This window comes from Vandammella animalimorsus (assembly GCF_002285285.1).
GTDB classification, from domain to species: Bacteria; Pseudomonadota; Gammaproteobacteria; order Burkholderiales; family Burkholderiaceae_C; genus Lampropedia; species Lampropedia animalimorsus.
In genome coordinates this window covers 41,056-65,138 of sequence record NZ_NSJF01000005.1, presented here as the reverse complement: position 1 = coordinate 65,138, position 24,083 = coordinate 41,056, and the positions used below count along the sequence as shown (strand labels likewise).

Annotated in this window: 23 protein-coding genes; 6 read left to right on the top strand and 17 right to left on the bottom strand. The window is 65.8% G+C overall.

What is annotated here, in order from left to right; all coding sequences use genetic code 11:
• Positions 1 to 53: 53 nt before the first annotated feature.
• From CK620_RS09965 to CK620_RS09945, 5 genes are all read right to left on the bottom strand, one after another.
• Entirely contained in the window at positions 54 to 704 is a 651-nt protein-coding gene (locus CK620_RS09965) for a cyclic nucleotide-binding domain-containing protein (protein ID WP_095550179.1), read from the bottom strand.
• Between the two features lie 66 nt (positions 705 to 770).
• On the bottom strand, positions 771 to 1,814 hold the full coding sequence (locus CK620_RS09960; RefSeq protein ID WP_095542791.1) for a type IV pilus twitching motility protein PilT: 1,044 nt from the start codon (positions 1,812 to 1,814) through the stop codon (positions 771 to 773).
• Positions 1,815 to 2,108: 294 nt separating this feature from the next.
• Entirely contained in the window at positions 2,109 to 3,056 is a 948-nt protein-coding gene (locus CK620_RS09955) for a tripartite tricarboxylate transporter substrate-binding protein (RefSeq protein WP_238946090.1), read from the bottom strand.
• 302 nt (positions 3,057 to 3,358) lie between these two features.
• Positions 3,359 to 4,285 carry an LD-carboxypeptidase gene (locus tag CK620_RS09950; protein WP_238946089.1) on the bottom strand — a complete coding sequence of 309 codons (927 nt, stop codon included), beginning with the start codon at positions 4,283 to 4,285 and terminating at the stop codon, positions 3,359 to 3,361.
• A 149-nt stretch (positions 4,286 to 4,434) separates the two neighbouring features.
• On the bottom strand, positions 4,435 to 5,028 hold the full coding sequence (locus CK620_RS09945) for a nitroreductase family protein (protein ID WP_095542788.1): 594 nt from the start codon (positions 5,026 to 5,028) through the stop codon (positions 4,435 to 4,437).
• Between the two features lie 485 nt (positions 5,029 to 5,513).
• On the opposite strand from CK620_RS09945, the gene CK620_RS09940 reads away from it, so the two are divergent.
• Entirely contained in the window at positions 5,514 to 6,353 is an 840-nt protein-coding gene (locus tag CK620_RS09940) for a hypothetical protein (protein ID WP_179290622.1), read from the top strand.
• 65 nt (positions 6,354 to 6,418) lie between these two features.
• Positions 6,419 to 6,868 carry a dUTP diphosphatase gene (gene dut, locus CK620_RS09935; RefSeq protein ID WP_095550175.1) on the top strand — a complete coding sequence of 150 codons (450 nt, stop codon included), beginning with the start codon at positions 6,419 to 6,421 and terminating at the stop codon, positions 6,866 to 6,868.
• 14 nt (positions 6,869 to 6,882) lie between these two features.
• Here the strand turns inward: dut and CK620_RS09930 are convergent, their stop codons facing one another.
• The 9 genes from CK620_RS09930 to mltG form a co-directional block, all read right to left on the bottom strand.
• Positions 6,883 to 7,284: a hypothetical protein gene (locus tag CK620_RS09930; RefSeq protein WP_095550174.1), complete on the bottom strand. Its 402-nt coding sequence runs from the start codon at positions 7,282 to 7,284 to the stop codon at positions 6,883 to 6,885.
• 245 nt (positions 7,285 to 7,529) lie between these two features.
• Entirely contained in the window at positions 7,530 to 7,940 is a 411-nt protein-coding gene (locus CK620_RS09925; RefSeq protein ID WP_095550173.1) for a hypothetical protein, read from the bottom strand.
• 78 nt (positions 7,941 to 8,018) lie between these two features.
• Positions 8,019 to 9,647 (bottom strand): bifunctional peptide-methionine (S)-S-oxide reductase MsrA/peptide-methionine (R)-S-oxide reductase MsrB, encoded by a 1,629-nt coding sequence (gene msrAB / locus CK620_RS09920; protein ID WP_238946088.1) that lies wholly within the window; start codon positions 9,645 to 9,647, stop codon positions 8,019 to 8,021.
• 116 nt (positions 9,648 to 9,763) lie between these two features.
• The gene (locus tag CK620_RS09915) at positions 9,764 to 10,576 is read right to left on the bottom strand and encodes an ankyrin repeat domain-containing protein (protein WP_095550171.1); all 813 of its coding nucleotides are present in this window, start codon (positions 10,574 to 10,576) and stop codon (positions 9,764 to 9,766) included.
• The gene (locus CK620_RS09910) at positions 10,573 to 11,382 is read right to left on the bottom strand and encodes a TatD family hydrolase (protein WP_095550170.1); all 810 of its coding nucleotides are present in this window, start codon (positions 11,380 to 11,382) and stop codon (positions 10,573 to 10,575) included. Before CK620_RS09910 ends, CK620_RS09915 begins: the two co-directional genes overlap by 4 nt.
• A gap of 153 nt (positions 11,383 to 11,535) precedes the next feature.
• Positions 11,536 to 11,907, bottom strand: coding sequence for a PilZ domain-containing protein (locus tag CK620_RS09905; protein WP_095542779.1), 372 nt, complete (start codon positions 11,905 to 11,907; stop codon positions 11,536 to 11,538).
• A 60-nt stretch (positions 11,908 to 11,967) separates the two neighbouring features.
• Positions 11,968 to 13,086, bottom strand: a complete 1,119-nt coding sequence (gene holB, locus CK620_RS09900) for a DNA polymerase III subunit delta' (RefSeq protein ID WP_095550169.1) — start codon at positions 13,084 to 13,086, stop codon at positions 11,968 to 11,970.
• A 48-nt stretch (positions 13,087 to 13,134) separates the two neighbouring features.
• The gene (gene tmk, locus CK620_RS09895; RefSeq protein ID WP_095550168.1) at positions 13,135 to 13,911 is read right to left on the bottom strand and encodes a dTMP kinase; all 777 of its coding nucleotides are present in this window, start codon (positions 13,909 to 13,911) and stop codon (positions 13,135 to 13,137) included.
• Positions 13,908 to 14,903 carry an endolytic transglycosylase MltG gene (mltG, locus tag CK620_RS09890; protein WP_238946103.1) on the bottom strand — a complete coding sequence of 332 codons (996 nt, stop codon included), beginning with the start codon at positions 14,901 to 14,903 and terminating at the stop codon, positions 13,908 to 13,910. The genes tmk and mltG overlap by 4 nt, the downstream gene beginning before the upstream one ends.
• A 158-nt stretch (positions 14,904 to 15,061) precedes the next feature.
• Here mltG and ygfZ point away from each other — a divergent pair, with 158 nt between their 5' ends.
• Positions 15,062 to 16,123 (top strand): CAF17-like 4Fe-4S cluster assembly/insertion protein YgfZ, encoded by a 1,062-nt coding sequence (ygfZ, locus tag CK620_RS09885; RefSeq protein WP_095550167.1) that lies wholly within the window; start codon positions 15,062 to 15,064, stop codon positions 16,121 to 16,123.
• Between the two features lie 65 nt (positions 16,124 to 16,188).
• Here ygfZ and CK620_RS09880 read toward each other — a convergent pair whose 3' ends face one another.
• The 3 genes from CK620_RS09880 to groES all read right to left on the bottom strand — a co-directional run bounded on the left by CK620_RS09880 (position 16,189) and on the right by groES (position 19,403).
• Entirely contained in the window at positions 16,189 to 17,130 is a 942-nt protein-coding gene (locus CK620_RS09880) for a DMT family transporter (RefSeq protein WP_095550166.1), read from the bottom strand.
• Between the two features lie 254 nt (positions 17,131 to 17,384).
• Entirely contained in the window at positions 17,385 to 19,022 is a 1,638-nt protein-coding gene (groL, locus tag CK620_RS09875) for a chaperonin GroEL (protein ID WP_095550165.1), read from the bottom strand.
• 90 nt (positions 19,023 to 19,112) lie between these two features.
• Positions 19,113 to 19,403 (bottom strand): co-chaperone GroES, encoded by a 291-nt coding sequence (gene groES, locus CK620_RS09870; RefSeq protein WP_095540217.1) that lies wholly within the window; start codon positions 19,401 to 19,403, stop codon positions 19,113 to 19,115.
• Positions 19,404 to 19,888: 485 nt separating this feature from the next.
• Here groES and galE point away from each other — a divergent pair, with 485 nt between their 5' ends.
• From galE to CK620_RS09855, 3 genes are all read left to right on the top strand, one after another.
• Positions 19,889 to 20,908: a UDP-glucose 4-epimerase GalE gene (gene galE, locus CK620_RS09865; RefSeq protein ID WP_095550164.1), complete on the top strand. Its 1,020-nt coding sequence runs from the start codon at positions 19,889 to 19,891 to the stop codon at positions 20,906 to 20,908.
• A gap of 615 nt (positions 20,909 to 21,523) precedes the next feature.
• Positions 21,524 to 22,297, top strand: coding sequence for an osmolarity response regulator transcription factor OmpR (gene ompR, locus CK620_RS09860; RefSeq protein WP_095543251.1), 774 nt, complete (start codon positions 21,524 to 21,526; stop codon positions 22,295 to 22,297).
• A 277-nt stretch (positions 22,298 to 22,574) separates the two neighbouring features.
• The gene (locus tag CK620_RS09855) at positions 22,575 to 24,047 is read left to right on the top strand and encodes an ATP-binding protein (protein ID WP_095550163.1); all 1,473 of its coding nucleotides are present in this window, start codon (positions 22,575 to 22,577) and stop codon (positions 24,045 to 24,047) included.
• Positions 24,048 to 24,083: the final 36 nt, after the last annotated feature.

Sequence of the window (24,083 nt, the reverse complement as noted above, 5' to 3'; positions counted from 1 at the left end):
GATCGGGCTGGGTCTGCGCCGCAGACCGCATGGGCCAGAGGGCCCGTTGTTCTTCATTTGAGCTTGGAGCTCACCGCGCGCAGCCGCACCGACAACTTGCGAGCCAGCAGCAGCACCAGACGGGCTGCCAACTGCGCTTGATTGTGCATCATTTCATCGAGCCCATCGCGCGTGAGCACGGCCAGCTCGCAGGGCGTGAGGCTGACGCAGGATGAAAAGCGCAGCCCCTGATCGAGCAACGACATCTCGCCGATCAGGTCACCCACATGGGTCTCCGCCATGCGCACCGGCTGGCCATTGGGGCCTGCGCGCTCCACGGCCATCACGCCATTGAGCTGCACCATCATGTAGTCGCCGTATTCATCCTGCTGGATGATCTCGCGGTCAGCCGGCAGGCTGTGGTATTCGAAGAAGCTGCCCAGCAGCGCCAGCTCCTGGCGGTTGAACGGTTGGCTGGGGCTTTGACGCGCCCAGGCCGCTTGCAGCAGGCCGATGCCGCGCTCCTGGCCGATGCGCCGCGCGCCCAGCTCCTGGGCGCGGGCACTCCAAGGCACGATCACCTGCGCGCTGCCGGCATGCGGCAGGATCAGCGACTGAAACAGTACCGACTCCGACTCATTTGCTGGCCTTGCCAGTTGCGCCGGCTCGGCCGGCTGCACCACCATGGCCGAGTGGCCATTGCCCCCTGTTGGCGACCATGGCATCGTGCCCTCGCTGCGCTCCCTCTCTTTTTTTCTATTACCCCACCACACAGACCACTCTCCAGCCCATCAGACGGGGAAGTTTTCCGGCATCTTGGCCTTCAGGCGCGCGTCGCGTGCGCTGATGACGTTGCGCCGCACCAGCTCCACCAGATTCTGGTCCAAGGTCTGCATGCCCTGGTTCTGGCTGGTCTGGATGGTTGAGTACATCTGCGCCACCTTGGCTTCGCGGATCAGGTTGCGGATCGCGGGCGTGCCCAGCATGATCTCATGCGCGGCCACACGCGAGCTGCCATCCTTGGTCTTGAGCAGCGTCTGCGAGATCACGGCCTCCAGCGATTCAGACAGCATGGAGCGCACCATCTCCTTTTCCTCGGCGGGGAAGACGTCGATCACGCGGTCGATGGTCTTGGCCGCGCTGGAGGTGTGCAGCGTGCCGAACACCAAGTGGCCGGTCTCGGCCGCCGTCAGGGCCAGGCGGATGGTCTCCAGGTCGCGCAATTCGCCCACCAGAATCGCGTCCGGGTCTTCGCGCAGCGCAGAGCGCAGCGCGGCCGTGAACGAGTGCGTCATCGGCCCGACTTCGCGTTGGTTGATCAGGCACTTCTTGCTCTCGTGCACGAATTCGATCGGGTCCTCCACCGTCAGGATGTGGCCGTACTCGCTCTCGTTGAGGTGGTTGATCATCGCCGCCAGCGTGGTGGACTTGCCAGAGCCGGTCGGCCCGGTCACCAGAATCAGGCCACGCGGCTTGAGCGCCAAATCGGCAAAGATGCGCGGCGCATTGAGCTGCTCCAGTGTCAGCACCTTGCTGGGAATGGTTCGGAACACCGCGGCCGCGCCACGGTTCTGGTTGAAGGCGTTGACGCGAAAGCGCGCCAAGCCGTCGATCTCGAACGAGAAGTCCACCTCCAGGAACTCCTCATAAGTCTTGCGTTGGGCATCGCTCATGATGTCGTAGACCATCGAGAACACCGTGCGGTGATCCAGCGGCTCGACGTTGATGCGTCGCACGTCGCCGTTGACGCGAATCATCGGCGGCAGGCCCGCCGAGAGGTGCAAGTCCGATGCCTTGTTCTTGACGCTGAAGGCCAGCAATTGGGTGATGTCCACGTTTACATTTCCTATCAGTCGATACGATTGCAGGCGATTATCACCATTCGCGCCCCGCCTCACAACCGCCTGCCAAAGCACAATCCACAGCGTTGACGCCCAGCCCGGGCCGCACATTGCCTAGGGAAAGGGGGCCCGCCTGGCCTCATCCAATGCCTCGCCAAGCGGCGCAGGCGCAATTGATCACGTTGTTTACTCTGTCGCCAATTGCCAACGTTTACGCTGCGGCGCTGCACACAGTGCAACAAAAACGGCCCCGCAGGGCCGTTTTTGACGAGGGATCAAGAGAGCAGATCAGTCTGCGTACTGGCCAGCCGCCTTGATCACAGCGCCCCATTTCTCGATTTCCGAAGCGACAAAAGCCTTGTGCTGCTCGGGATTGGTGCGCTCGTCTGTGGCCACAACCGCACCCAGATCGCTCTGGCGCTTGATGAACTCGGGATCCTTGAGCGCTTCCTTCAGGGCGGCGTTGAGCTTGCTCACCACTTCCTTGGGCGTGCCCTTGGGCGCATACAGACCGTGCCAGATCGTGACATTGAAGTCCTTCAGGCCGGCCTCGTCCAGCGTCGGCAGCTCCTTGTAGGCCTCGGCCTCCAGGCGCTTGGGCGTGGTCACGGCAAAGGCCTTGACCTTCTTGGCCGAGACGTGCGGCGTGGTGTTGGTGGTCTGGTCGCACAGCAGGTCGATCTGGCCAGCCAACAGGTCGGCAATGGCCGGTGCGGTGCCGCCGTAGGGCACGGTCACCATCTGGATCTTGGTGGCATCCTGGAACATCAGGCCGCACAGGTGCGAGGCCGAACCCAGACCGGCGTTGCCCAGGTTGACGCCATCCTTCTGGCTCTTGACCCAGCTCATCAGCTCGGAGTAGTTGTTGGCTTCCAGCGTCGGGCGGCTGATCAGCGTCATCGGCACATCATTGATGATGCCCAGGTACTCGAAGTCTTCCTTGACGTTGAAGGACAGCTTGCGATAGAGCGAAGGCACGGTGGACATGCTGATGTGCGCCACCAGCAGGGTGTGTCCATCGGGCTTGGCGCGTGCGGCCTTGGCCAGGCCAATGGTGCTGCCGGCGCCTGCGGCGTTGTCGATCACGATCGAGGCATTGCCCAGGTGCTTGCGCAGTGCATCGGCGAAATCGCGCGCCACCTTGTCGGTGGGGCCGCCTGCGGAGAACGGAACGATGATGGTAATCGGCTTGCTGCCAGGATAGTCCTGCGCCTGAGCAGGTTGTGTCAAAGCCATGGCAGCCAGGCTGACGGGAAGCAGAGCCAATGCAGAGAGTCGACGAGCCATCTCACAGTCCTTTGATGAGAAACAGGGTCTTGGAAAAGGCGCCGATGCCTTGCACAGGCATCGGCGCCGACAGGGATTGCCGCATTGTAAATTGCATTTATTCACAATTAGGCCAGAGCCGCGCTGGCTTGTCACAATCGTTGCAGAAGCGTCAAGTTTCTGCTGCCAAACCCGTCGAGAGTCGGAGAGTCGGCACTGAAACTTCAGCGCGGTGGGCAGGGCTTTTGTTCTCAGAGCGTGTTACGCACGCTCTAAAGATGGCCCCAGACCAGCATGGCCTCGCGCGCGCCCACCTGCAACTGCACCTTGGCGCCCACGGGCAGGCAGACCTTGGTGGGCACGTGCCCGAAGGGCAAGCCAGTCAGCACTGGCAGGCCGGTGCGCTCACGCAATGCGGCAACGATGCTGCCCAGGTGATAGCCGCGCTCGCGCGGGGCCGGCGGCGCTTCGGTGAAGTGGCCCAGCAGCAGCGCCTGCTGGCGCGCCAGGATGCCGGCCTGCTCCAGCTGCACCAGCATGCGCTCGACGCGGTACGGAGCCTCGCCCACATCTTCCAGAAACAGAATGCCGCCCTCGATGGCCGGCAGGTGCGGCGTGCCAATCAGCGAGGCCAGCACGGCCAGATTGCCGCCCCAAAGCGTGGCCTGGTCGATGTGCAGCCCCTGGTAGGCCGCAGCGCAGTCTTTGCCAATGCGCCAGCCTGTGCCCTCGGCAATGCCATAGGCCACGTCCTCGAAGCAGGCCTGGGTGATCTCATCGGGCGGCTCGGCAGTGCCGAAGTCGACGCACAGGCTGGCGCCGGCCCAGCTGATGGCGCCGGTGTGCGCCAGCAGCGCCAGCTGCAGCGCCGTGAAGTCGCTAAAGCCCATGAACTGCGTGCCCTGGGCGATGGCGCGCGCCAGCAGCGCGTAATCAATGTGCGGCAACAGATGGTTCAGGCCGTAGCCGCCGCGGCTGATCAAGGCCACATCGGCGCCGCTGCGCGCCGCACGGTGCAGCGCGTCCAGGCGCTGGGCGTGCGTGCCGGCAAAGCGGCTGTCGCGCCACAGCGCGCCCTCATCGAGCGTGACGGCAAAGCCGGCCTTCTCCAAACGGCGCATGCCACGACGCAGCGCGGCACGGTCGCGCACGGCGCCGCTGGGCGAATACACATAGACCTGGCGGGCACGGTCAGGCACAGGCTCATGCCCGTCATGCTGGGCCTGGCAAGCACAGGTTGGGGTGCAGGGGTGGGTGGCTGCAGGCATGTTCTCTCTGCAAGAGGCTATGGCTGGCCCGCAAGAATCACCGTGCACACAGGCCGCTGGATTGATGCGGGCCTTTCTCATCAAGGGGTGGGCCAGGGCTCAGCGTAAGCGCTGACCTGTGGGCGCGGCGGCGTGCTGGGCGTGTGCGGCGGCGTGCCCAGGTTCAGCAGGCCGAGGATGCGATCGCCCGGCTCGAAGCCCATGACGCGCTTGAGCAAATCGGGCAGCACCCCAGGCGCGGTGGACCAAAAGCCATGAAAGCCCAGGAAGTGCGCAGCATTGAGCATGTTCATCACCGCTGCGCCGCAGGCCAGGGTTTGCTCGAAATCGGGCGCCTTGGGGTGCGGCACCTGCCGCTCGGCCAACACGATGACCACAGGCGCCGTGGTGAGCTTGGCGGTGAACTTGCCGTGCATGTCCTGCGCCTGCGGCGTTTGCGCCTCGGGGCAGGCCAACACCTGCTGCAGCAGCTGCTGGCGCTGCCCATCGCGCACGTATTTGAAGCGCCAAGGCATCAGGCCGGCGTGGTCGGGCGCGCACGCGGCCGCGCCGAGGATGCGCTGCAAGGTCTCCTCGTCCGGGCCGGGCTGGGCCAGGGGCCAGGCCGAGCGGCGCTGCAACATGCGCTGCAGCGCGGCATTGCCTGGCTGCTCGGGGGCACTGGTGGGTGACATGAAAATCCTTTCATTACAAGAACCTGTTCAACATCTCTGCACGGCTGGCAAGAGCGCGAATTGGGGTGGCCTGCTTGCGCTGCAGACGCCTGGCCATCGTTTCGGCTATGGCGGCGTGATATGCGCAAAGTGGCGCCCGGCTGTCCATCCCCAGCCGCTTCTTGCCCGCGCGCACCGAGATTTTGAGCAGGCTCCAAGAGGGCCATCGGGTTGGCTGGGGCGGGCTGCGCCGCGACAAATCAAGGCATACTGCCTGCCCTTGCTGCGTCGGCTCGGGGCCTGCCCACGGCGCTGGCGCGCAGCGCGGCTGAATGCCATGCCGTCTGCGCCCAACTCGTGAATAGGCCCCGAAGAAGCTGCGCGATCATACCGGCCCAAGCCCAAGCCCAAGCCCAAGCCCAAGCCCAAGCCCAAGCCCATGTGCCAAGCGCCATGCGCCATGCGGCTGCTGGCCAGTTTCTTCTCAAGGCCCATCATTGCCCGCCATGCCGTTGAACCCGCCCCACTTACCCGATTGCTCCCCCGCCCTGCCCTGCGGCCTGTTGGCTCGGGCCACTGCCGCCTGTAGGCCCGCTCGCTGGCCCGATGGCTGGCGCTTGGCGCTGCTGTGTGGCTTGTTGGGGCTCATGGGGCTGCTGGCGGCCTGCAGCAGCAAGCCGCCGCCGGCGCAGTGGCAGGTGCGCTCGCTGGCCTCGGCCGAACTGGCCCAGGCCGCCTACCTGGATGGCGACGAGCGCGTGGCACAGCTGGAGTGGCAGCGCGCGCGCCAGCAGGTGGCGCGCACCGGCAGCCCAGAGGCACTGGCCCTGCTGGTGCTGCGCCAGTGCGCGGTGCAAATGGCCAGCCTGGACTGGCAGCCTTGCGCCGATTTCACGCCGCTGGCGCCGGGCGCTTCGGCCCAGGCGCGCGCCTATGCGGCCTATCTGGGCGGCCAGGCGCTGGATGCGGCGCAGCGCAACGCCCTGCCCGCGCCACAGCAGCGCATTGCCGCGCACCAGCAGATCGACGCGGCCAGCCTGGGCGCGCTGCAGGCCATCGAAGATCCGCTCTCGCGCCTGCTGGCAGCGGCCTTGCTGCAGCGCCGCAGCGCCCAGGCCTCGCCCGAGCTGATGGCGCTGGCCATCGACACCGCCTCGGCCCAAGGCTGGCGCCGGCCGCTGCTGGCCTGGCTGCTGCGCCAGGCGCAGTACGCACGCGCGCAGGGCTTGGACGAGCTGCTGGCACAGACCGAGCTGCGCATTGCCATCGTGCAGCGCCAGGGCGCGCTGGCCAGCCCCTCACCCCAAGCCACGGCGCCCGCAGCGGCAACGCCTGCCGGGCGCTGATCGCCTCCCTTCATCCCCCATCGCAACCGCCACGCGCACGGCGCATGGCCCACGGTGTTTTCCCCATGCAAATCGACATCCAAATCCTCGACCCCCGCCTGCACGAGCAACCGCCCGCCTACGCCACCCCTGGCAGCGCCGGGCTGGACCTGCGCGCCTGCCTGCAAGAGCCGCTGACGCTGGCGCCCGGCTCGCCGGCGGTGCTGGTGCCCACCGGGCTGGCCATGCACCTGCAGGACCCGGGCTATGCCGCGCTGATCCTGCCGCGCTCGGGCCTGGGCCACAAGCAGGGGCTGGTGCTGGGCAATCTGGTGGGGCTGATCGACAGCGATTACCAGGGCCAGCTGATGGTCAGCGCCTGGAACCGCGGCCAGCAGCCCATCGAGATTGCCCCGCTGGAGCGCATCGCGCAGCTGGTGATCGTGCCCGTGGTGCAGGCGCAGTTGCGCGTAGTCAAGCAATTTGCCCCCAGCAGCCGCGGCACTGGCGGCTACGGCTCCACGGGCACGCGCTGAGCCGGGCTCACCCCTCAAACCGGCATGGCGGCAAACTCGGCCACGCGCTGGGCGTGGTTGGCCGGGGTGATGGCCCAGCGCCGGCTGTCTTCGTATTCGAACTGCGCACCAAACCGGCCGTCGCTGCCCAAGCGCAGCAGGCAGGCCAGCCAGGGGCTGCCAGTGGGGCTGTCCTGGGCCATGGCCTGGGCCAATTGCTCAAGCAGCTCCAAAGTGTGGCCGCCGCGCGGTGCAACGGCATGGGTCTTGCCTTGGGCATCGAAGGCAAAGCCGCCCATGCCGCCGCAGCCGTCGTATTCGCCGATCAGGATCAGCTTGCTCCACTGCGGCGGCAGTTGGATTTCCTGCAAGGCGCTGCGCAGCACCTGGGTCAGCAAGTCCCCGGCCTGGGGCAGCAGTTCGTCGGAATGGCCCATGTCTCTCTCCTGAGCTGAAGGGTTTGCGCACGGTCTGAGAACCTGTTCAAAATCTCGGTGCGAGCGGGCAAGAAGCGGTTTGGGATGGGCTGCAAGGCGCAAAACACAGCCATAGCTGGGGCTATGGCGAGGCTTTGCAACGCGGCAGACCGCCCAAATCCGCTTGATTGCACACCGCGCAGGGATTTTGAACAGGTTCTAAGCGCGCGTGCCGCATCTTTGCGCAGCGCGCGCCAGCCTTGGCATTACCCGCCCGGCGGCGGCATTGCGGCAAACTCGGCGATGCGCTGCTCGATGTTGGCGGGCGTGATCTGCCAGCGTTGGGCGTCAGCGTATTCGAAGTCGGCATCGAATGGCCCATCGCTGCCGATGCGCAGCAGGCAGGACAGCCAAAGGCGGCTCGGCTCAGCCGCGCCCGCCGCTGCGGCGTCGGCCTCGGCCATGGCCTGGGCCAGGCGCTTCATGGCGCGCACGCTCTGGCCACGCGGCGCGACGGGGTGGGCCTGGCCTGCGGCATCGAAGCAAAAGCCGCTCATGCTGGCAAAGCCCTGGCCACGCACGCCCACCAGGATGAGCCTGCGCCATTGCGACGGCAGTGTCACTTCCTGCAAGGCGGCATGGCACAGTTGCCGCAGCAGTTCATCGCGCTCGCTCACGTCGCTCTCCTTTCAAGGTTTTGACAGGCAGCGGCTTTCATGCCCCCTCTGCGCATTGGCCAGAGAGGGGCATGAGCCTCAACGCTGCACCTGCGCCTTGTAGGCGCCGTAGCCCTGCTCCTCCATCTGCGCCAGTGGGATGAAGCGCAGGCTGGCGCCGTTGATGCAGTAGCGCAGGCCGCCCTTGTCGCGCGGGCCGTCGGGGAAGACGTGGCCCAGGTGCGAATCGGCCGTGCGGCTGCGCACTTCGACGCGGCGCATGTTGTAGCTCAGGTCTTCGTGCTCGGTGACGGCAGCCTGCTCGATGGGGCGGGTGAAGCTGGGCCAGCCGCAGCCGGAATCGAATTTGTCGGCCGAGCTGAACAGCGGCTCGCCGCTGACCACGTCCACATAGATGCCGGGCTCGAACAGGTGATCGTAGGCATGGCTGAAGGCGCGCTCGGTGCCGCTTTGCTGGGTGATGCGGTACTGCTCGGGCGTGAGCTGCTGGCGCAGCGCCGCGTCGTCGGGCTTGCGCCAGGCTTGCGCGTCAAAACCCGCGCCCTGGCTGCTGCCCTGGGCGGCCTGGGCCTGCTGGCCTTGCATGCGTTGCTGGCGGCCCTGCAGCGGCTCATCGGCCTTGCGGATGTCGATGTGGCAATAGCCGCCCGGGTTCTTCAGCAGGTAGTCCTGGTGGTACTCCTCGGCCGGGTGGAACTGGCGCAGCGGCAGGTTTTCCACCACCAGCGGCTGGCCGTATTTGCGCTGCTCGGCGGCCAGCGCGGCGGCAATGAGCGGTTGCTCGGCAGCGTCGGTGTAGTAGATGCCAGTGCGGTACTGCGTGCCGCGGTCGTTGCCCTGCCGGTTCAGGCTGGTGGGGTCGATGACGCGAAAGTAGTACTCCAGGATGTCTTCCAGGCTCAGGCGATCTGCGTCGTAGTCCACGCGCACGGTCTCGGCATGGCCGGTGCCGCGGTGGATCACGTCCTCATAGCTGGGCTTGTCGGTCTTGCCGTTGGCGTAGCCGGAGACGGCATCGACGACGCCGGGCACGCGCTGGAAGTAGGCCTCCAGGCCCCAGAAGCAGCCGCCGGCCAGGTAGATGGTTTTGCGATTCATGGTGTGCTCCTCCTGTGGTGCGGGGGATGGGGTGGGGCTGGCTGCCGCAGCGGCATCCAGCGGGGCCTGGGCATTGGTCAGCAGGGCCTGCAGTTGCGCTGCGTTCAGGCTGCCGCGCACGCTGCGCAGCAGCTGGCCATCGGCATCGAACAAGGCCCAGGAAGGATAGACGCGGATGCCCAGCGCCTGGGTAATGCTGCCGCCGTGGTCCAGCAGCACGGGCAGCTGTGGGTATTCGAGCCGCGAGTACCAGCGCTCAAAGGCGCCGCTGGCCTTCTCGCCCAGGTGGCCGGGCGAGGCCAGGCTGACCAGGTTGACGTTGCCCAGCTGCCCGTCGCGCACCCAGTCGTTGGTCTGCTGCAATTCCGACAGGCACAGCGGGCACCAGCTGGCCCAGAACTTGACCAGCGTGGGCCGGCCCGGCTTCAGGTGCACGCTGGCGGGCTGGCCGCGCACGTCCTGCAGCGCGCTCAGCGTCGCCCAGGCCGGCGCGGGCGCGGGCTTGTCGGCGCGCGCCAGCGGCAACAGCAGCAGCACGGCGGCAGCGATGGCTGCGGCAAGAAGGCACAGCGCCAGCCAGCCGCGCTGGCGCATTGCGTGTGATGGCATGGTTTCTCTCCTTTGCAGTCGATGGACACTGCCATAGTCGCGCCAGCGGCCCAAAACCTGACAGGCCTTGTGCGCGACGCGCCCAGCGCCCAGTCAAGCGCCCGGCCCAGCGCGGCTCAACGAGCGGCGGGCTGCGCGGGCGTCGGGCGCGGCTGGCTGCGGCGCTGCTGCACCTGCTGGCTGTAGCGGATGATTTCCTTGGCCAGGGTCTCGCGGCCGACGCGGCGCGCAAAGTCCACCGCCGTCATGCCCAGCTGGTTTTTCATCAGCGGATCGGCCCCTTCCTGCATCAACAGCCGCGCCACGGCATCGGTGCCGTATTGGGCGGCCATCATCAGCGGCGTGGTGCCGTTGGGCGATTGCGCATCGATATAGGCGTGCTGCGCCAGCAGCAGCTCGGTGATGGCCACCTGGTGCTCCTCAGAGGTGCCCGAGGCGGCGTAGTGCAGCGGCGTCCACTGCGGCTTGTTGACGTGCGCGCCCTGGCGCACCAGCCGCGTGACGGCGTCGAGATTGCCCCGGATGGCGGCCATCATCAGCGGGCTTTCGTCGCGCGCATTGCGGTATTCGACGTTGGTGCTGCGCGAGCCCATCAGCGCGTTGAAGACGTTCAGGCTCTCCAACTGCAGCGCCAGCGTCATCGGCGTCTGGCCGCTGGCCGCATCGCGCACATTGGGGTTGGCGCCCTCGGCCAGCAGACGCTGCATGGCCGAGCCGTTGTCGCGCTTGACGGCGGTGAACAGGCGCTCGACGCCGGGCTCATTCTGGCGTGCAACCTGCGCGGCCTTCGCGCCCGGCTGTTGGGGCTGCTGCGCCCAAGTGGCTTCTGGCGCGGCCAGCAGGCCCAGCGCCAGTGTGGCAGCCACGCCAGCCAGGGCCTGGGCCAGCGTGCGGCGTTGAAGGCCAGGGGTTTGCAGGGCTTGCTTCATGCGGCAGTCACTCCATGGAAAAGGCTGTGGAAATTTTCGCTGCTGGCCTGGCCAACCTCCTCGGCGCTGATGCCGCGCAGCGCAGCAATGCACTGCGCCACGTGCGGCACGTAGGCCGGGCTGTTGGTCTTGCCGCGGTGCGGCACCGGGGCCAGATACGGGCTGTCGGTCTCGATCAGCAAGCGATCGAGCGGCACGTAGCGCGCCACCTCCTGCACCTGCCTGGCGTTCTTGAAGGTGACGATGCCGGCAAAGGAGATGTAATAGCCCAGCTCCAATACCTGGCGTGCGATGGCAACGTCCTCGACGAAGCAGTGAAACACACCGCCGGCCTGATTGCCGCGGCCATCCTCGCCCTCCTCGCGCAGGATCTCCAGCGTGGCCAGCGCCGAGTCGCGCGTGTGAATCACCAGCGGTTTGCGCAAGGCCCTCGCGGCGCGAATGTGCACGCGAAAGCGCTCGCGCTGCCAATGCATGTCGGCGATGCTGCGCCCGCCCTTGCGGCCGGGCATGTCGTAATAGTCCAGGCCGGTCTCGCCAATGCCCACGACCTTCTCGCGCGCGCCCAGCGCCAGCAGCGTGTCCAGATCGGGCTCGGCCACGCCCTCGTTGTCCGGGTGCACGCCCACCGTGCACCAGATGTTGGGGTGCTGCAGCGCCAGCGCGTGCACGCGCTCGAATTCCTCCAGCGTGGTGCAGATGCACAGCGCCTTGTCCACCTGCGCGGCCTGCATGGCCTCGCGAATGGCAGGCAGCTGCGGGTACAGCTCGGGGAAGCTCAAATGGCAATGCGAATCGATGTACATGAAACAGAAATGCAAATACTGCCCGCGCCAGGGCAGCCAAACCGAGTGATCAAGATGCAGCCGCTGCTTTCAACGCCAGGCAACGGAAAACCGGCCCATGCGGGCCGGTACTGCGCCGGGGCGATCAGGGTGGCGAGAGACCTCAAAACCTGTTCACACCGTGTGCGTGGGGCGGTCGGAGTTCAGCGCCGAGCCCAGGCGGTTCTCGATCTTGGTGCGCAACTCGGCCGATTTTTCGTCGGCCGGAAATCGCACGCCCACGCCTTGCGTACGCCCGCCCGAGGCCCCGGCCGGGGTGATCCAGGCCACGGTGCCGGCAATGGCGTACTTCTTGGGGTCATCGGGCAGCGTCAGCATGACGAAGATGCTGTCGCCCATCTGGTACTCACGCTGCGTGGGCACGAAGATGCCACCCTCCTTGAACAAAGGGATGTAGGAGGCATACAGCGCCGCCTTTTCCTTGATGTTGAGCTGGATCACGCTGGGGCGCGCGCTCTTGCTGGTGTCGTCTGCGGTGGCATTCATGGTGAAAAGGCGTGGTTCGATGGCAAGGAGCTGCCGCAGCAGCGGGCACGTCTGCGTGCATCAGGCGCGTAAGTTTAGGGCACTGCGCGCCTGCTCCACAAGCGCGGCCAGCATCAGCTCCTGCGCGTAGGGGTGTTCACTGGTGCGAGCGGCCTGCGTCAGCTCGGCCGACCAGCGCCCCAGGCGCTCGAAGGCGCGCTGACGCTGCGCTGCGGCGGCGCTTGCCTCCGCCGCCCCGGCCTGCGGCCCGGCCGCGGCCCAGCCTGGCAGGCAGGCGGCCAGGGCCGCGCGGCTGAAGTAGCGCGGCGCGGCGCCAGCCACCAGGGCCATGGCGTCGTGGCAAATCTGCTGCAGCACGGCAATGGCCTGGCTGGGCGTGGCCTCGGCCAGCCAGCCGGGCCGGCCCTGGGCCAATTGCCCGGGCAGGGCCAGCCACTGCTGGGCGTCGAAGCCCGCTTGCAGCAAGGCCAACGCATCCTGCGGACGGCCACCGGCCGCGGCCAGCGCGGCCTCGATCTGCTGCGGCGCCGCGCCCGAAGCGGCCAGCCATTGCTGCACCTGCTCGGTGGCGGGCCATTGCATCTTCCAGGCGTGGCAGCGGCTGCGAATGGTGGGCAGCAGCCGGTGCGCGGCCTGGCTGGCGAGCACGAAGCGGGTATTGCCTGGCGGCTCCTCCAGGGTTTTGAGCAGTGCGTTGGCCGTCACCAGGTTCATGTTCTCTGCCGGATAGACCAGCACCACCTTGCCACGGCCGCGCGCATCGGTACGCTGGCTGAAGGTGATCATCTGGCGCATGGCCTCGACGCGGATCTCCCGGCTGGGCTTGCGCTTGGCATCGCCCTCGGCCTCTGGCGTGGCCCAGCCCCATTGCAGCTGCAACGCCTCGGGCAGCAGCACCAGCAAATCCGGATGGGTGTGCACGGTCATGGCATGGCAGCTTTCGCACTGGCCACAGGCCGGCTGCAGCGCCGCGCCATTTCCTACAGGCTGGGCTTCACACAGCACGGCCTGCGCCCAGGCCAGGCCCAGCTCGAACTGCCCCAGTCCTGATGGCCCTTCGAGCAACAACGCATGGCCGCTTTGGCGCAGCAGCGCCTGCAGCTGCGGCTGCAGCCAGGGCATGGGCGGTGCGACCGCCGGGGTGGGCGCTGAAGCGGTGGCGGTGGGACGTTTGGCCATGGGTGCCTGCCTGGGTGCTGGGGTTTGCGATGGTGGTGCGCGCCAGTGTCAAGCCTGCGGGGCAGGCGCCAGCAAGCCACGCGCGCGCAGCGCCGCCAACACCTCGGCCTGCACCTGGGCCAGCGGCGCATCGGCATGGATGCGCACGAAGCGCCCAGGATGCTCGGCAGCGCAGCGCGCATAGCCTTGCGCCACGCGCTCGAAAAATGCCTGGGCCTCCTGCTCGAAGCGGTCGGGCGTGCGCGCCTGGCGCAGGCGCTGCGCGGCCACGGCTGGCGGCAGGTCGAACCACAGCGTGCAGTCCGGCTGCAGCAAGCCGCTTTGGCCACAGGCGCCGGCATCGGCGGCATCGACCTGCTGGGCGTGGGCATTGGCCGGGGATGGCGGCAGCGCGTGGCCGCCCTGCACCCAGGCCTGCAGCTGTTCGATCCAGGCCCAGGGCTGGCTGCGCCCGCCCCCCTGGTAAGCGAAGGTCGCGTCGGTGAAGCGGTCGCACAGCACGGTCGTGCCCTGGCGCAGCGCCGGCGCAATGACTTGCAGCAGGTGCTCACGCCGGGCGGCAAAGGCCAGCAGGGTTTCGCTCAACGCATCCATGCGCTCGTGCAGCAGCAGCTCGCGCAGTCGCTCGCCCAGCGGGGTGCCGCCAGGCTCACGCGTACACAGCACGCTCTGGCCCTGGGCGCGCAAGGCTTGGGCCATGGCGTCCAGATGGGCGGACTTGCCTGCGCCGTCGATGCCTTCGACGCTGATGAACCAGCCGCGTCGCGCGGGCAGCGGCGCGGGCGATGGGGGCTGCGCCTGTGGCTGAGTGCTGGCCTGACTCATGGCTTGCCCCGGATGTAGCGATCCACCGCGCGGTTGTGCTGCTGCAGGGTATCGCTGAATTCGCTGGAGCCATCGCCGCGGGCCACAAAGTACAGCGCGCTGGTTTTCTCCGGCTGCACCGCCGCCAGCAGCGATTGCTTGCCGGGCATGGCAATGGGTGTGGGCGGCAGGCCGGCGCGGGTGTAGGTGTTCCAGGGCGTATCGGCCTCCAGGTGGCGGCGGCGCAGACGGCCATCGTAGGCATCGCCCAGGCCGTAAATCACGCTCGGGTCGGTCTGCAGCAGCATGCCTTTGTTGAGCCGGTTGATGAACACCCCGGCGATGCGGCCACGGTCGCTGTGCCGTCCGGTTTCCTTTTCGACGATGCTGGCCAGGATCAGCGCCTCATCGGGCTTTTTCAGTGGCAGATTGCGGTCGCGCTGTTGCCAGGCGGCCTCCAGCATGCGGTCCATGGCCTGCAGCGATTGTTCGAGCACGGCCAGATCGCTGCTGCCCTTGGCAAAGAAATAGGTGTCAGGGAAAAAACGCCCCTCGGGGTGTACCCCTTCGCGGCCGAGCTGGGCCATGATTTGCGCATCGCTCAGCCCCGTTGTCTGGTGCTGCAGCGGCTGTTGGGCCAGCAGTTGGCGCATTTGCTTGAAGGTCCAGCCTTCGACGAAGGTGATGGATTGCAAGGTTTGCTCGCCACGCACCAGGCGCCCCAGCACCTGCCGGGGCGTGACCCCGCTTTCGAACTCGTAGTAACCGGCCTTGATGCGCTGGCCCTGGCCGCTGGCGCGCAGCCCCCAATACAGCAGCGCGGGCGGCAGCCGAAACACCTTGGCATCGACCAGCGCCTGCGCCACGCCGCGCGGCGTGGCGCCGCGTGCGATCGTCAGCTCGGCCGGCGCAGGCTCAATGTGCAGCGGCTGATCGCGCCACCACAGGCCATAGGCCAGCGCCGCGCCCAGCAAAGCCAGCATCACTAACAAGAACAAAAACAACTTGCGCAGCAAGGGAGGGCTTCCTTCTGTTAAAAACCGGGCCGCGCCGCCATCGCGCCAGGGCCGGAAAAGCCGCGCACGATAGCACGAAACCCCGCGCCATCCGCGCCCGCCTGCGGCCCCTGCCGGCCCCATCCCCTTCCCGTCATACCGCCCAGATCGACCCCATGTCTACGCTTGCCGCCCCTGCCCTGCCCAATGCCGACGCCACTATTTGCCCCATCACCGAGCTGGGCGTGCTGCACTGCAGCGATGACGATGCGTTGCAATTCTTGCAAAGCCAGCTGAGCAACGACTTCTCCCTGCTGGGCCACGACAGCGCGCGCCTGGCGGCCTACCTGAGCGCCAAGGGCCGCATGCAGGCCAGCTTCATCGGCGTGCGCCTGGGCCCCACAGACGTGCTGCTGCTGGTGCACCGCAGCCTGCTGGCGGCCGTGCAAAAACGCCTGTCCATGTTCATCTTGCGCGCCAAAGCGCGCCTGAGCGACGCCAGCGCGCAATGGCAGCTGCACGGGCTGCTGGGCCAGGCCGCCATTGACCAGGCCATCTCAGCCACGTTGGCCGAAGACGCTGGCGATGCCAACGCTGCGCCAGCCCCGCTGGCCCCCTGGCAAACCGTGGCCAACGCCGCTGCGCGCAGTGGCGCAACGGCCGATGCCGCGCCGGCCTGGGTCATCGGCCTGTACCCGGCCGCCGGCCTGCCCCGGGCGCTGCACATCGCCCCCAGCGGCAGCGCCGCCGGCCTACCCGCCACATTACCGCCGCAGGCCTGCACCGCCTGGGCGTATTCAGAGGTACTGGCTGGCGTGGCCACCATCAGCGCCCCCGTGGTCGAGCTGTTCGTGCCGCAAATGCTCAACTACGAGTCGGTGGGCGGCGTCAGCTTCAAGAAAGGCTGCTATCCCGGCCAGGAAGTGGTGGCGCGCAGCCAGTTTCGCGGCGCCATCAAGCGCCGCGCCTTTCTGGCCAGCGGCCAGGCCAGCCAACTGCCCGAGCCCGGCACGGAAGTCTTCAGCGCCAGCGACCCCGACCAGCCCTGTGGCGTCATCGTGCAATCGGCCTGGCACAGCCAGGCAGAAGTCAGCGGCAGCAACCCGCGCCCCTTTGCCGCCATCGTCTCGCTGAAAACGGACTGCGCCAGCCAGCCACTGCAAATGGCAGCCCCCGGCAGCAGCGCCACGCCGCTGCAGATCCATCCCATGCCCTACCCGATCCTGGACGATGTGTGAGGCGGCACACGCAAAGGGGCGCCGCTGCGCCTATGCAACCCCGCCGCTGAAGTCGGCACAGCCGTTCAGCGCCGCCCGGCGCGGCTGAACAGCCAGATGCCGGCCACGACCAGCGCCGTGCCGGCGGCCAGCCATGGGGTAAATGGCTCGCCCAGCAGCCAGACGCCCATGGCAATGGTTGACAGCGGACCGATCATGCCGATCAGCGCCGTCAGGCTGGCGCCGATGCGCTCCATGGCCATCATCACCATCAGCACGGGCGCCACGGTACAGGCCGTGGCGTTGAGCAGGCTCAGCCACAGCACCGGCGTGGCCACCTGCTGCGCAGCGCTCAATGGGCGGGTCAGCAGGAACTGTGCAATACAGCACAGACAGGCAAAGCTGGTGGCCAGCCCGACCAGGCGCAAAGCCCCCAGGCGCTGCACGTATTCGCCGCTGAAAAACAGGTACAGGGCATAGCTGACGGTGCCGCCAAAGACCAGGGCCGCCCCCAGGGCGGTGTCGGCCGTGCCCGGCAGTTGCATCTCTCGCCCGAAGACCAGCAGCGCGCCGCTGTAGCTCACAAGCACGGCCAGCCAGTGGCTACGGCTCAGACGCGCGCCGCGCAGCAACCAGCCCAGCAACATGACCAGGGTGGGCGTCAGGTAGAGGATGAGCCGCTCCAGCCCGGCGCTGATGTATTGCAGGCCCATGAAGTCCAGCAGGCTGGCCAGGTAGTAGCCCGAGATGCCCAGGCCCATGACGGCCAGCATGTCGCGCCGCGTCAGAGGCGGCTTGCCGCGCCCGCCCCACCAGGCCATGGCGATGAAAAACGGCAGCGCAAACAGCATGCGGTACATGATGAGCGTGACCGCATCGACGCCATGCCGATAGGCCAGCTTGACGATGATGGCCTTGCCGCTGAAGGCCACGGCTCCCAGCGCCGCCAGTAACAAGCCCGAAGCCATGGACGGCGCAGGACTGGGAGCTGCCGGGGTGGCAATGGCAGGGGATGGTGCGGTCGGCATGGTGGACAAATGCGAGGGAAGGTCTGCCCCGCACCGCGCACTTTTCGAGGCGCTTGGATACAGGTACGGGCGCGCATTATTCCAGCAACTAAAAATCGTTTGCAGCGACGAGCGCAAAAACAAAACCCGGCCATGGGCCGGGTTGGATGGAAATGGCGCCTGGCCGCCACCTCTCTTGTACAAGGGTGTGGGCCAGGGCGCCGCTTGACAGACCGGCCGATCAGGCAGATCAGGCCGGTGTCGTCAATGGCGCATCAGAAGCCGCCCATGCCGCCCATGTCGGGCATGGCGGGGGCTGCCGGCGCGTCCTCCTTCGGGGCTTCGGCGATCACGGCTTCGGTCGTGAGGAGCAGCGAGGCCACGGAAGCGGCGTTTTGCAGCGCAGTGCGGGTGACCTTGGTGGGGTCCAGAATGCCCAGCTCCAGCATGTCGCCATAGCTGTCGTTGGCGGCGTTGAAGCCGAAGTTGCCCTGGCCTTCCAGCACCTTGTTGACCACCACGGAGGGCTCGCCACCGGCGTTGGCGACGATTTCACGCAGCGGCGCCTCGATGGCCTTGAGGATCAGGCGGATGCCCGCTTCCTGCTCTGCGTTGTCGCCCTTGAGTTTGCCTTCCACGGCAGACTTGGCGCGCAGCAGAGCCACGCCGCCGCCAGCGACGATACCTTCTTCCACGGCAGCGCGGGTGGCGTGCAGGGCGTCTTCGACGCGGGCCTTCTTCTCCTTCATTTCCACTTCGGTGGCTGCGCCGACCTTGATCACGGCCACGCCGCCAGCGAGCTTGGCCACGCGCTCTTGCAGCTTCTCACGGTCGTAGTCGCTGGTGGCTTCTTCGATCTGGATGCGGATTTGCTTGACGCGCGCCTCGATGTCGTCGGCCTTGCCTTCGCCGTCGATGATGGTGGTGTTTTCCTTGCCCACTTCGATGCGCTTGGCTTGGCCCAGGTCGGCCAGGGTCACCTTCTCCAGGCTCAGGCCCACTTCCTCAGCGATGACCTTGCCGCCCGTCAGGATGGCGATGTCTTCCAGGATGGCCTTGCGGCGGTCGCCAAAGCCGGGGGCCTTGACGGCCACGACTTTCAGGATGCCGCGGATGGTGTTGACCACCAGCGTGGCCAGGGCCTCACCCTCAACGTCCTCAGCAATGATCAGCAGCGGACGGCTGGCCTTAGCGACGGCTTCCAGCGTGGGCAGCAGGTCGCGGATGTTGCTGATCTTCTTGTCGAACAGCAGCACGAAGGGGTTGTCCAGCACCGCCACTTGCTTGTCGGGGTTGTTGATGAAGTAGGGGCTGAGGTAGCCGCGGTCGAATTGCATGCCTTCGACGACGTCCAGCTCATTGTTCAGGCTCTTGCCTTCTTCCACGGTGATCACGCCTTCCTTGCCCACTTTGTCCATGGCTTCGGCAATGATCTTGCCCACGTCCTCATCGCTGTTGGCGGAGATGGAGCCAACCTGGGCGATTTCCTTGGAAGTGGTGATTTGCTTGGATTGCTTCTTCAGCTGCTCGACCAGCTCGGCCACGGCCTTGTCGATGCCGCGCTTGACTTCGATCGGGCTGTGGCCAGCGGCCACGTACTTCAGGCCTTCGCGCACGATGGACTGGGCCAGCACGGTGGCGGTGGTAGTGCCGTCACCGGCGATGTCGTTGGTCTTGGAAGCCACTTCCTTGACCAGCTGAGCGCCGATGTTCTGCAGCTTGTCCTTGAGCTCGATTTCCTTGGCCACGGACACACCGTCCTTGGTCACAGTGGGGGCGCCGAAGGAGCGCTCCAGCACCACGTTGCGGCCCTTGGGGCCCAGGGTGACCTTGACGGCGTTGGCCAGGATGTTGACACCTTCGACGATGCGAGTGCGTGCATCGGTGCCGAAAACTACGTCTTTTGCTGCCATTTTGAAAAATCTCCAGTGGGAATGAGCGCTGACCGCACTGCTGGGGCGGAGCCAGGCTCAAAAAAATGAATGGGTGCGGCGGGCGCGGGATTACTTCTCGACGACGGCGAAGATGTCGTCTTCCTTGAGCACCAGCACTTCCTGGCCGTCAACCTTGACGGACTGGCCACTGTACTTGCCGAACAGCACGCGGTCGCCGACTTTCACGTCCATGGACAGGCGGTCGCCATCGTCGTCGCGCTTGCCAGGGCCCACAGCCAGCACTTCGCCCTGATCGGGCTTTTCAGCGGCGTTATCGGGGATGACGATGCCCGAAGCAGTGGTGGTTTCGTTTTCCAGACGCTTGACGATCACGCGATCGTGCAAAGGACGCAGAGCCATGTGTTCTCTCCTGAGAATTGCAAAAAATTGAACGGCGGGTCTGTCGCATCCACTGATACGCGGCGTGCTGAGGATTGCAGACCCCATTGGCTGGGCAAGTCACAGCAAAACAACTGCTAGCACTCACCCGCAACGAGTGCTAATGATACGGACGAAAAAAGCCATTTCAAGGGACTGCTTCGCAAATTTTTTGCGCGTCTCGCGCGCCTGGCTTTGCTACGCTTGCATGCCCATGCGCCCTTATGCACAGCCCGCCTCGCAGCACTTGTGCTGCGCGCCTGTGCACACAAGCCTAGGAATTGCTGAGATTGGGTTTGCAAAGCGGTTTTTCGAGGCAAAAGCCGCAAATGCAAGGCGAAGACGCCGAAAACGCAGCAATTGCTGTTTTTGACCGCAAGCACTGCTGCAGCACGCAATCTCAACCAACCCCAAGGCGGGACTTATTTCTTTCTACGGCCATCACCCCATCACGACGAACACCAGCCATGCCCACTCCAGCTTCTGCCCACAAGATTCTCGTCGTCGGCGGCGCCGGCTACATCGGTTCGCACATGGTGAAACATTTGTGCCAACAAGGCTTGGCCGTGGTCGTGCTCGATGACCTCTCGGCCGGCTACGCCGATGCGGTCGTGGCCAGCGCCGAGCTGGTCGTTGGCTCGGCAGCCGACGCTGGCCTGCTGGCGCAATTGTTCGCGCGGCACCGCTTCGATGCGGTGATGCACTTTGCCTCTTTCATCCAGGTCGGCGAGTCGGTGACGGAGCCTGCCAAGTACTACGCCAACAATGTGGCCGCCACGCTGACGTTGCTGCAGACCATGCGCACGGCTGGCGTGCAGCGCTTCATCTTCTCTTCGACGGCGGCCGTTTATGGCAACCCACAGCAAGTGCCCATCGACGAAGAGCATCCCAAGCAACCCATCAACCCTTATGGGCGCAGCAAGTGGATGGCCGAGCAGATGCTAGAGGATTTTGACCAGGCCTATGGGCTGAAGTCGGTCTGCCTGCGCTATTTCAATGCGGCCGGCGCTGACCCCGAGGGCGAGTTGGGCGAGCGCCATGTGCCCGAGACACACCTGATCCCGCTGGTGCTGCAGGCCGCTGCCGGACGGCGCGCGGCCATCTCGGTGTTCGGCACGGACTACGACACGCCCGATGGCAGCTGCATCCGCGACTACATCCACATCGACGACCTGTGCCAGGCCCATGCCCTGGCGCTGCAACACCTGCTCGCAGGCGGCCCCAGCCTGCGCCTGAACCTGGGCAATGGCCAGGGCTTTTCGGTTCTAGAGGTGATCGAGGCTGCACGCCAGGTCACCGGTCGCGACATCACCGTGCGTCTGGAGCCACGCCGGCCGGGCGACCCGGCGCGCCTGGTGGCCGATAGCCGTCTGGCGCGCGAGCTGCTGGGCTGGCAACCGCGCTATGCCGACTTGCACACCATCATCGCGCATGCCTGGGCCTGGGAACAAACCCACCGCTGGCCCCAAAACCCAAAACCCGCGTGACGCCATCGTACCCACCGCCCCAGCTCGGGCGGCACTGCATACAACGCTCAATGGGTGGGGGAAGTGCCTATCGGATATGCGTTCGTTCCAAGGGTTGTTGCGATTTAGAGCGTGTGATGCACTTTTCGCCCCCCGCGCTGGCCCCAAAACCGTGTCATCGCAAGGCGGCGCGCGCCGCCAAGGCTGGCTGCCTTGGCAAGCGTGCCAACGCGGCGAGTGCATGGTTTTGGGGCCAGCCCTAAGGGAGAGCGCCCCGGCACGCGCATTGCGGCGTTGCCGTTTCCTTGCAGCCCGTCAGGCTGCGGCGCAAACGGCGCCTTGCACTGCACACGCCGGGGCGCTCTCGCGGGAGGTGCAAAGTGCATAACACGCTCTAGAGCCTGTTTCCACTGCCGGGCAAGCCCTCAACTGGTTTTGCCCCTCAGCGGAAAGAAATGTAACAATTATTCAAATCAATGGGTTAGCGCTGCCCATGAAATTTTTAGCTTGTCACAATATCCGACACAGCGCTGCGCAAAGGCGGATGACTCTGGTGCGGGCTCAAAGGCTCACACTGTCCCCTGGTCGACATTTCCGGCTTTCGCGCATGGCATCACCTTTTTGAACAGTGAATTTATGAACACCGAAAACGACACCCTGCCCGAACATGTCGCCACACAGCCAACGACGGCAGGGCGTGGCGACAAGATTCTGGTGGTTGATGACGATGCGCGCATCCGTGATCTGCTGCGCCGCTACCTGGCTCAGGAAGGTTTCGAGGTCATGGTGGCCGAAGATGGCAAGGCGCTCAATCGCATCATGCTGCGCGAGACGTTTGATTTACTGGTGCTCGATTTGATGCTGCCGGGTGAAGACGGTCTGTCCATTTGTCGGCGTCTGCGCGGCAACAACGACCGCACCCCGATCATCATGCTCACGGCCAAGAGCGAAGACGTGGACCGCATCGTTGGCCTGGAAGTAGGCGCTGACGACTATGTGGGCAAGCCCTTCAACCCACGAGAGCTGTTGGCTCGCATCCACGCTGTACTGCGTCGCCGCCCAACCATGGAGGCGCCGGGTGCGCCAGCAGGCGACAACGCCATCGTCAATTTCGGCGCCTTCCGCTTCGACATGGGCGCCCGCACGCTGCACAAGAATGGTGAAGAATTGCCGCTGACCACGGGCGAGTTCGCCATGCTCAAGGCCCTGGTGCGCCACCCGCGCCAGCCGCTCTCGCGCGAGAAGCTGGCCCTGCTGGCCCGCGGGCGCGAGTTTGAGCCCTTTGACCGCAGCCTGGATGTGCAAGTCTCGCGACTGCGCAAGCTGATTGAGGAGGACGCGACCTCGCCGCGTTACATCCAGACGGTCTGGGGCGTGGGCTACGTGTTCGTGCCTGACGGAAACCACTGACCCACTGACAAAGAAAGAGGAAATCCTTGTGTGGGCAAGCCGCCGCGCCTCCGCCCTGAACTTGTCAAGTTCGCACACATGGTCAAGAGACCGCTGCACCATAGTCAGACAGAGTGCCGCTTGCAACCATGAACCGGGCCACAATGGCCCGGTTTTGCTGTGCGCATGCGGCCATGCAACCGCTTGCCTGAAGCAGTGAATGCCTTGGCCCCGGCCGCTTTTACGTAGAACAAGGGTGCCTCACGCCGCTGTGTCGCACCGTTTTTACACTGCCACCATGAAAACCCTCGCTTCCACCGATGACGACGATGCGCCGCTTGAAGAAACCCATGGAGCGCGCCAGCGCCGCATCCACCTCAGCCTGTTCTGGCGCACCTTCATCCTGCTGTCGCTGCTGCTGGTGGCCACCATCGTGGTCTGGATTCAATCATTTCGCGCCCTGGAATTCGAGCCACGCACGCTGCACACGGCAAAGCAGATTGCCACCATGGTCAATCTCAGCCGTGCCGGGTTGACGCACTCGGACGCGATCGCACGCGTCTCACTGCTCAAGACGCTGTCAGAGCAGGAGGGTATGCGCATTCAGCCACATGAGCCGGCAGACACCTATGAGCTGATGACCGATTCGGCATTGGGTAACAAGCTCAGCGCCGAATTGCGCAACCGCCTGGGCATGGAGACCCTGGTGGCCAAGAAGGTCAATGGCACCCCCGGGCTGTGGGTGAGCTTTCGCCTGGGCGACGACTACACCTGGCTGTTGATGGACAGCTCGCGCCTGAGCCCGGTGGGCGGGCGCACCGTGCTGTTGTGGCTGATGGCGGCGGTGGGCATCTCGCTGGCTGGCGCGGCGGTCATCACGCGGCTGCTCAACAAGCCGATCAAGGAGCTGTCCAATGCCACCTTCCGCCTGGGCTCAGGCGATTTCGGCAACAGCCAGCTCAACGAGGAGGTGGCCACCAGCGAGATCCGCGCAGTGAACATCGGCTTCAACCGCATGGCCGAACAGCTCTCCAAGGTCGAGCAGGATCGCGCCGTGATGCTGGCGGGCATTTCGCACGACCTGCGCACGCCGCTGGCGCGGTTGCGGCTGGAGACGGAGATGAGCGTGGCCGACGAGCTGGCGCGCGAGCACATGGTGGCCGACATCGTGCAGCTCGATGCCATCATCGACAAGTTCATGGATTACGCCCGCCCGGTGTCCGGCAAGCGCAACAGCGTCAACCTGCAAAGCATCGTCTCCAACTGCGTGTTCTCCATCCAGGAGTTGGGCGAGATGGAGATCAGCACCCGCGTGCCGGGCGATTTGTACGTCTACGCCGATGAAATCGAGCTCTCGCGTGTCGTCACCAATTTGCTCGAGAACGCTCGCCGTTACGGCAAGACGCCAGAGACAGGCATCGCGCAGGTGGAGATCGTCGCCAGCGAATTTTCAGGCTCCAAATACGTGCTGCTCAAAATCCGCGACCACGGCGCCGGCGTGCCTGAGGCGGAGCTGGGCAATCTGCTCAAGCCCTTCTTCCGTGGCGACAGCGCCCGCACGGCCGCAGCCGGTGCCGGCCTGGGCCTGTCCATCGTGGACAAGACAGTGCAGCGCATGGGCGGGCGCTTTTCCCTGACCAATGCCAGCAGCGGCGGTCTGGTGGCGCACATCCGCCTCGATCAGGCGCCCAGCAATGCGCAGTGGAAGGACGAGCAACGCCTGCAGCGGCCCAAGGTCAAGCGCAACGCCTCCCCACCCACGCAGTTCTGACCTCCACAATCAAAAAAGTCCTCGCATCTGCGAGGA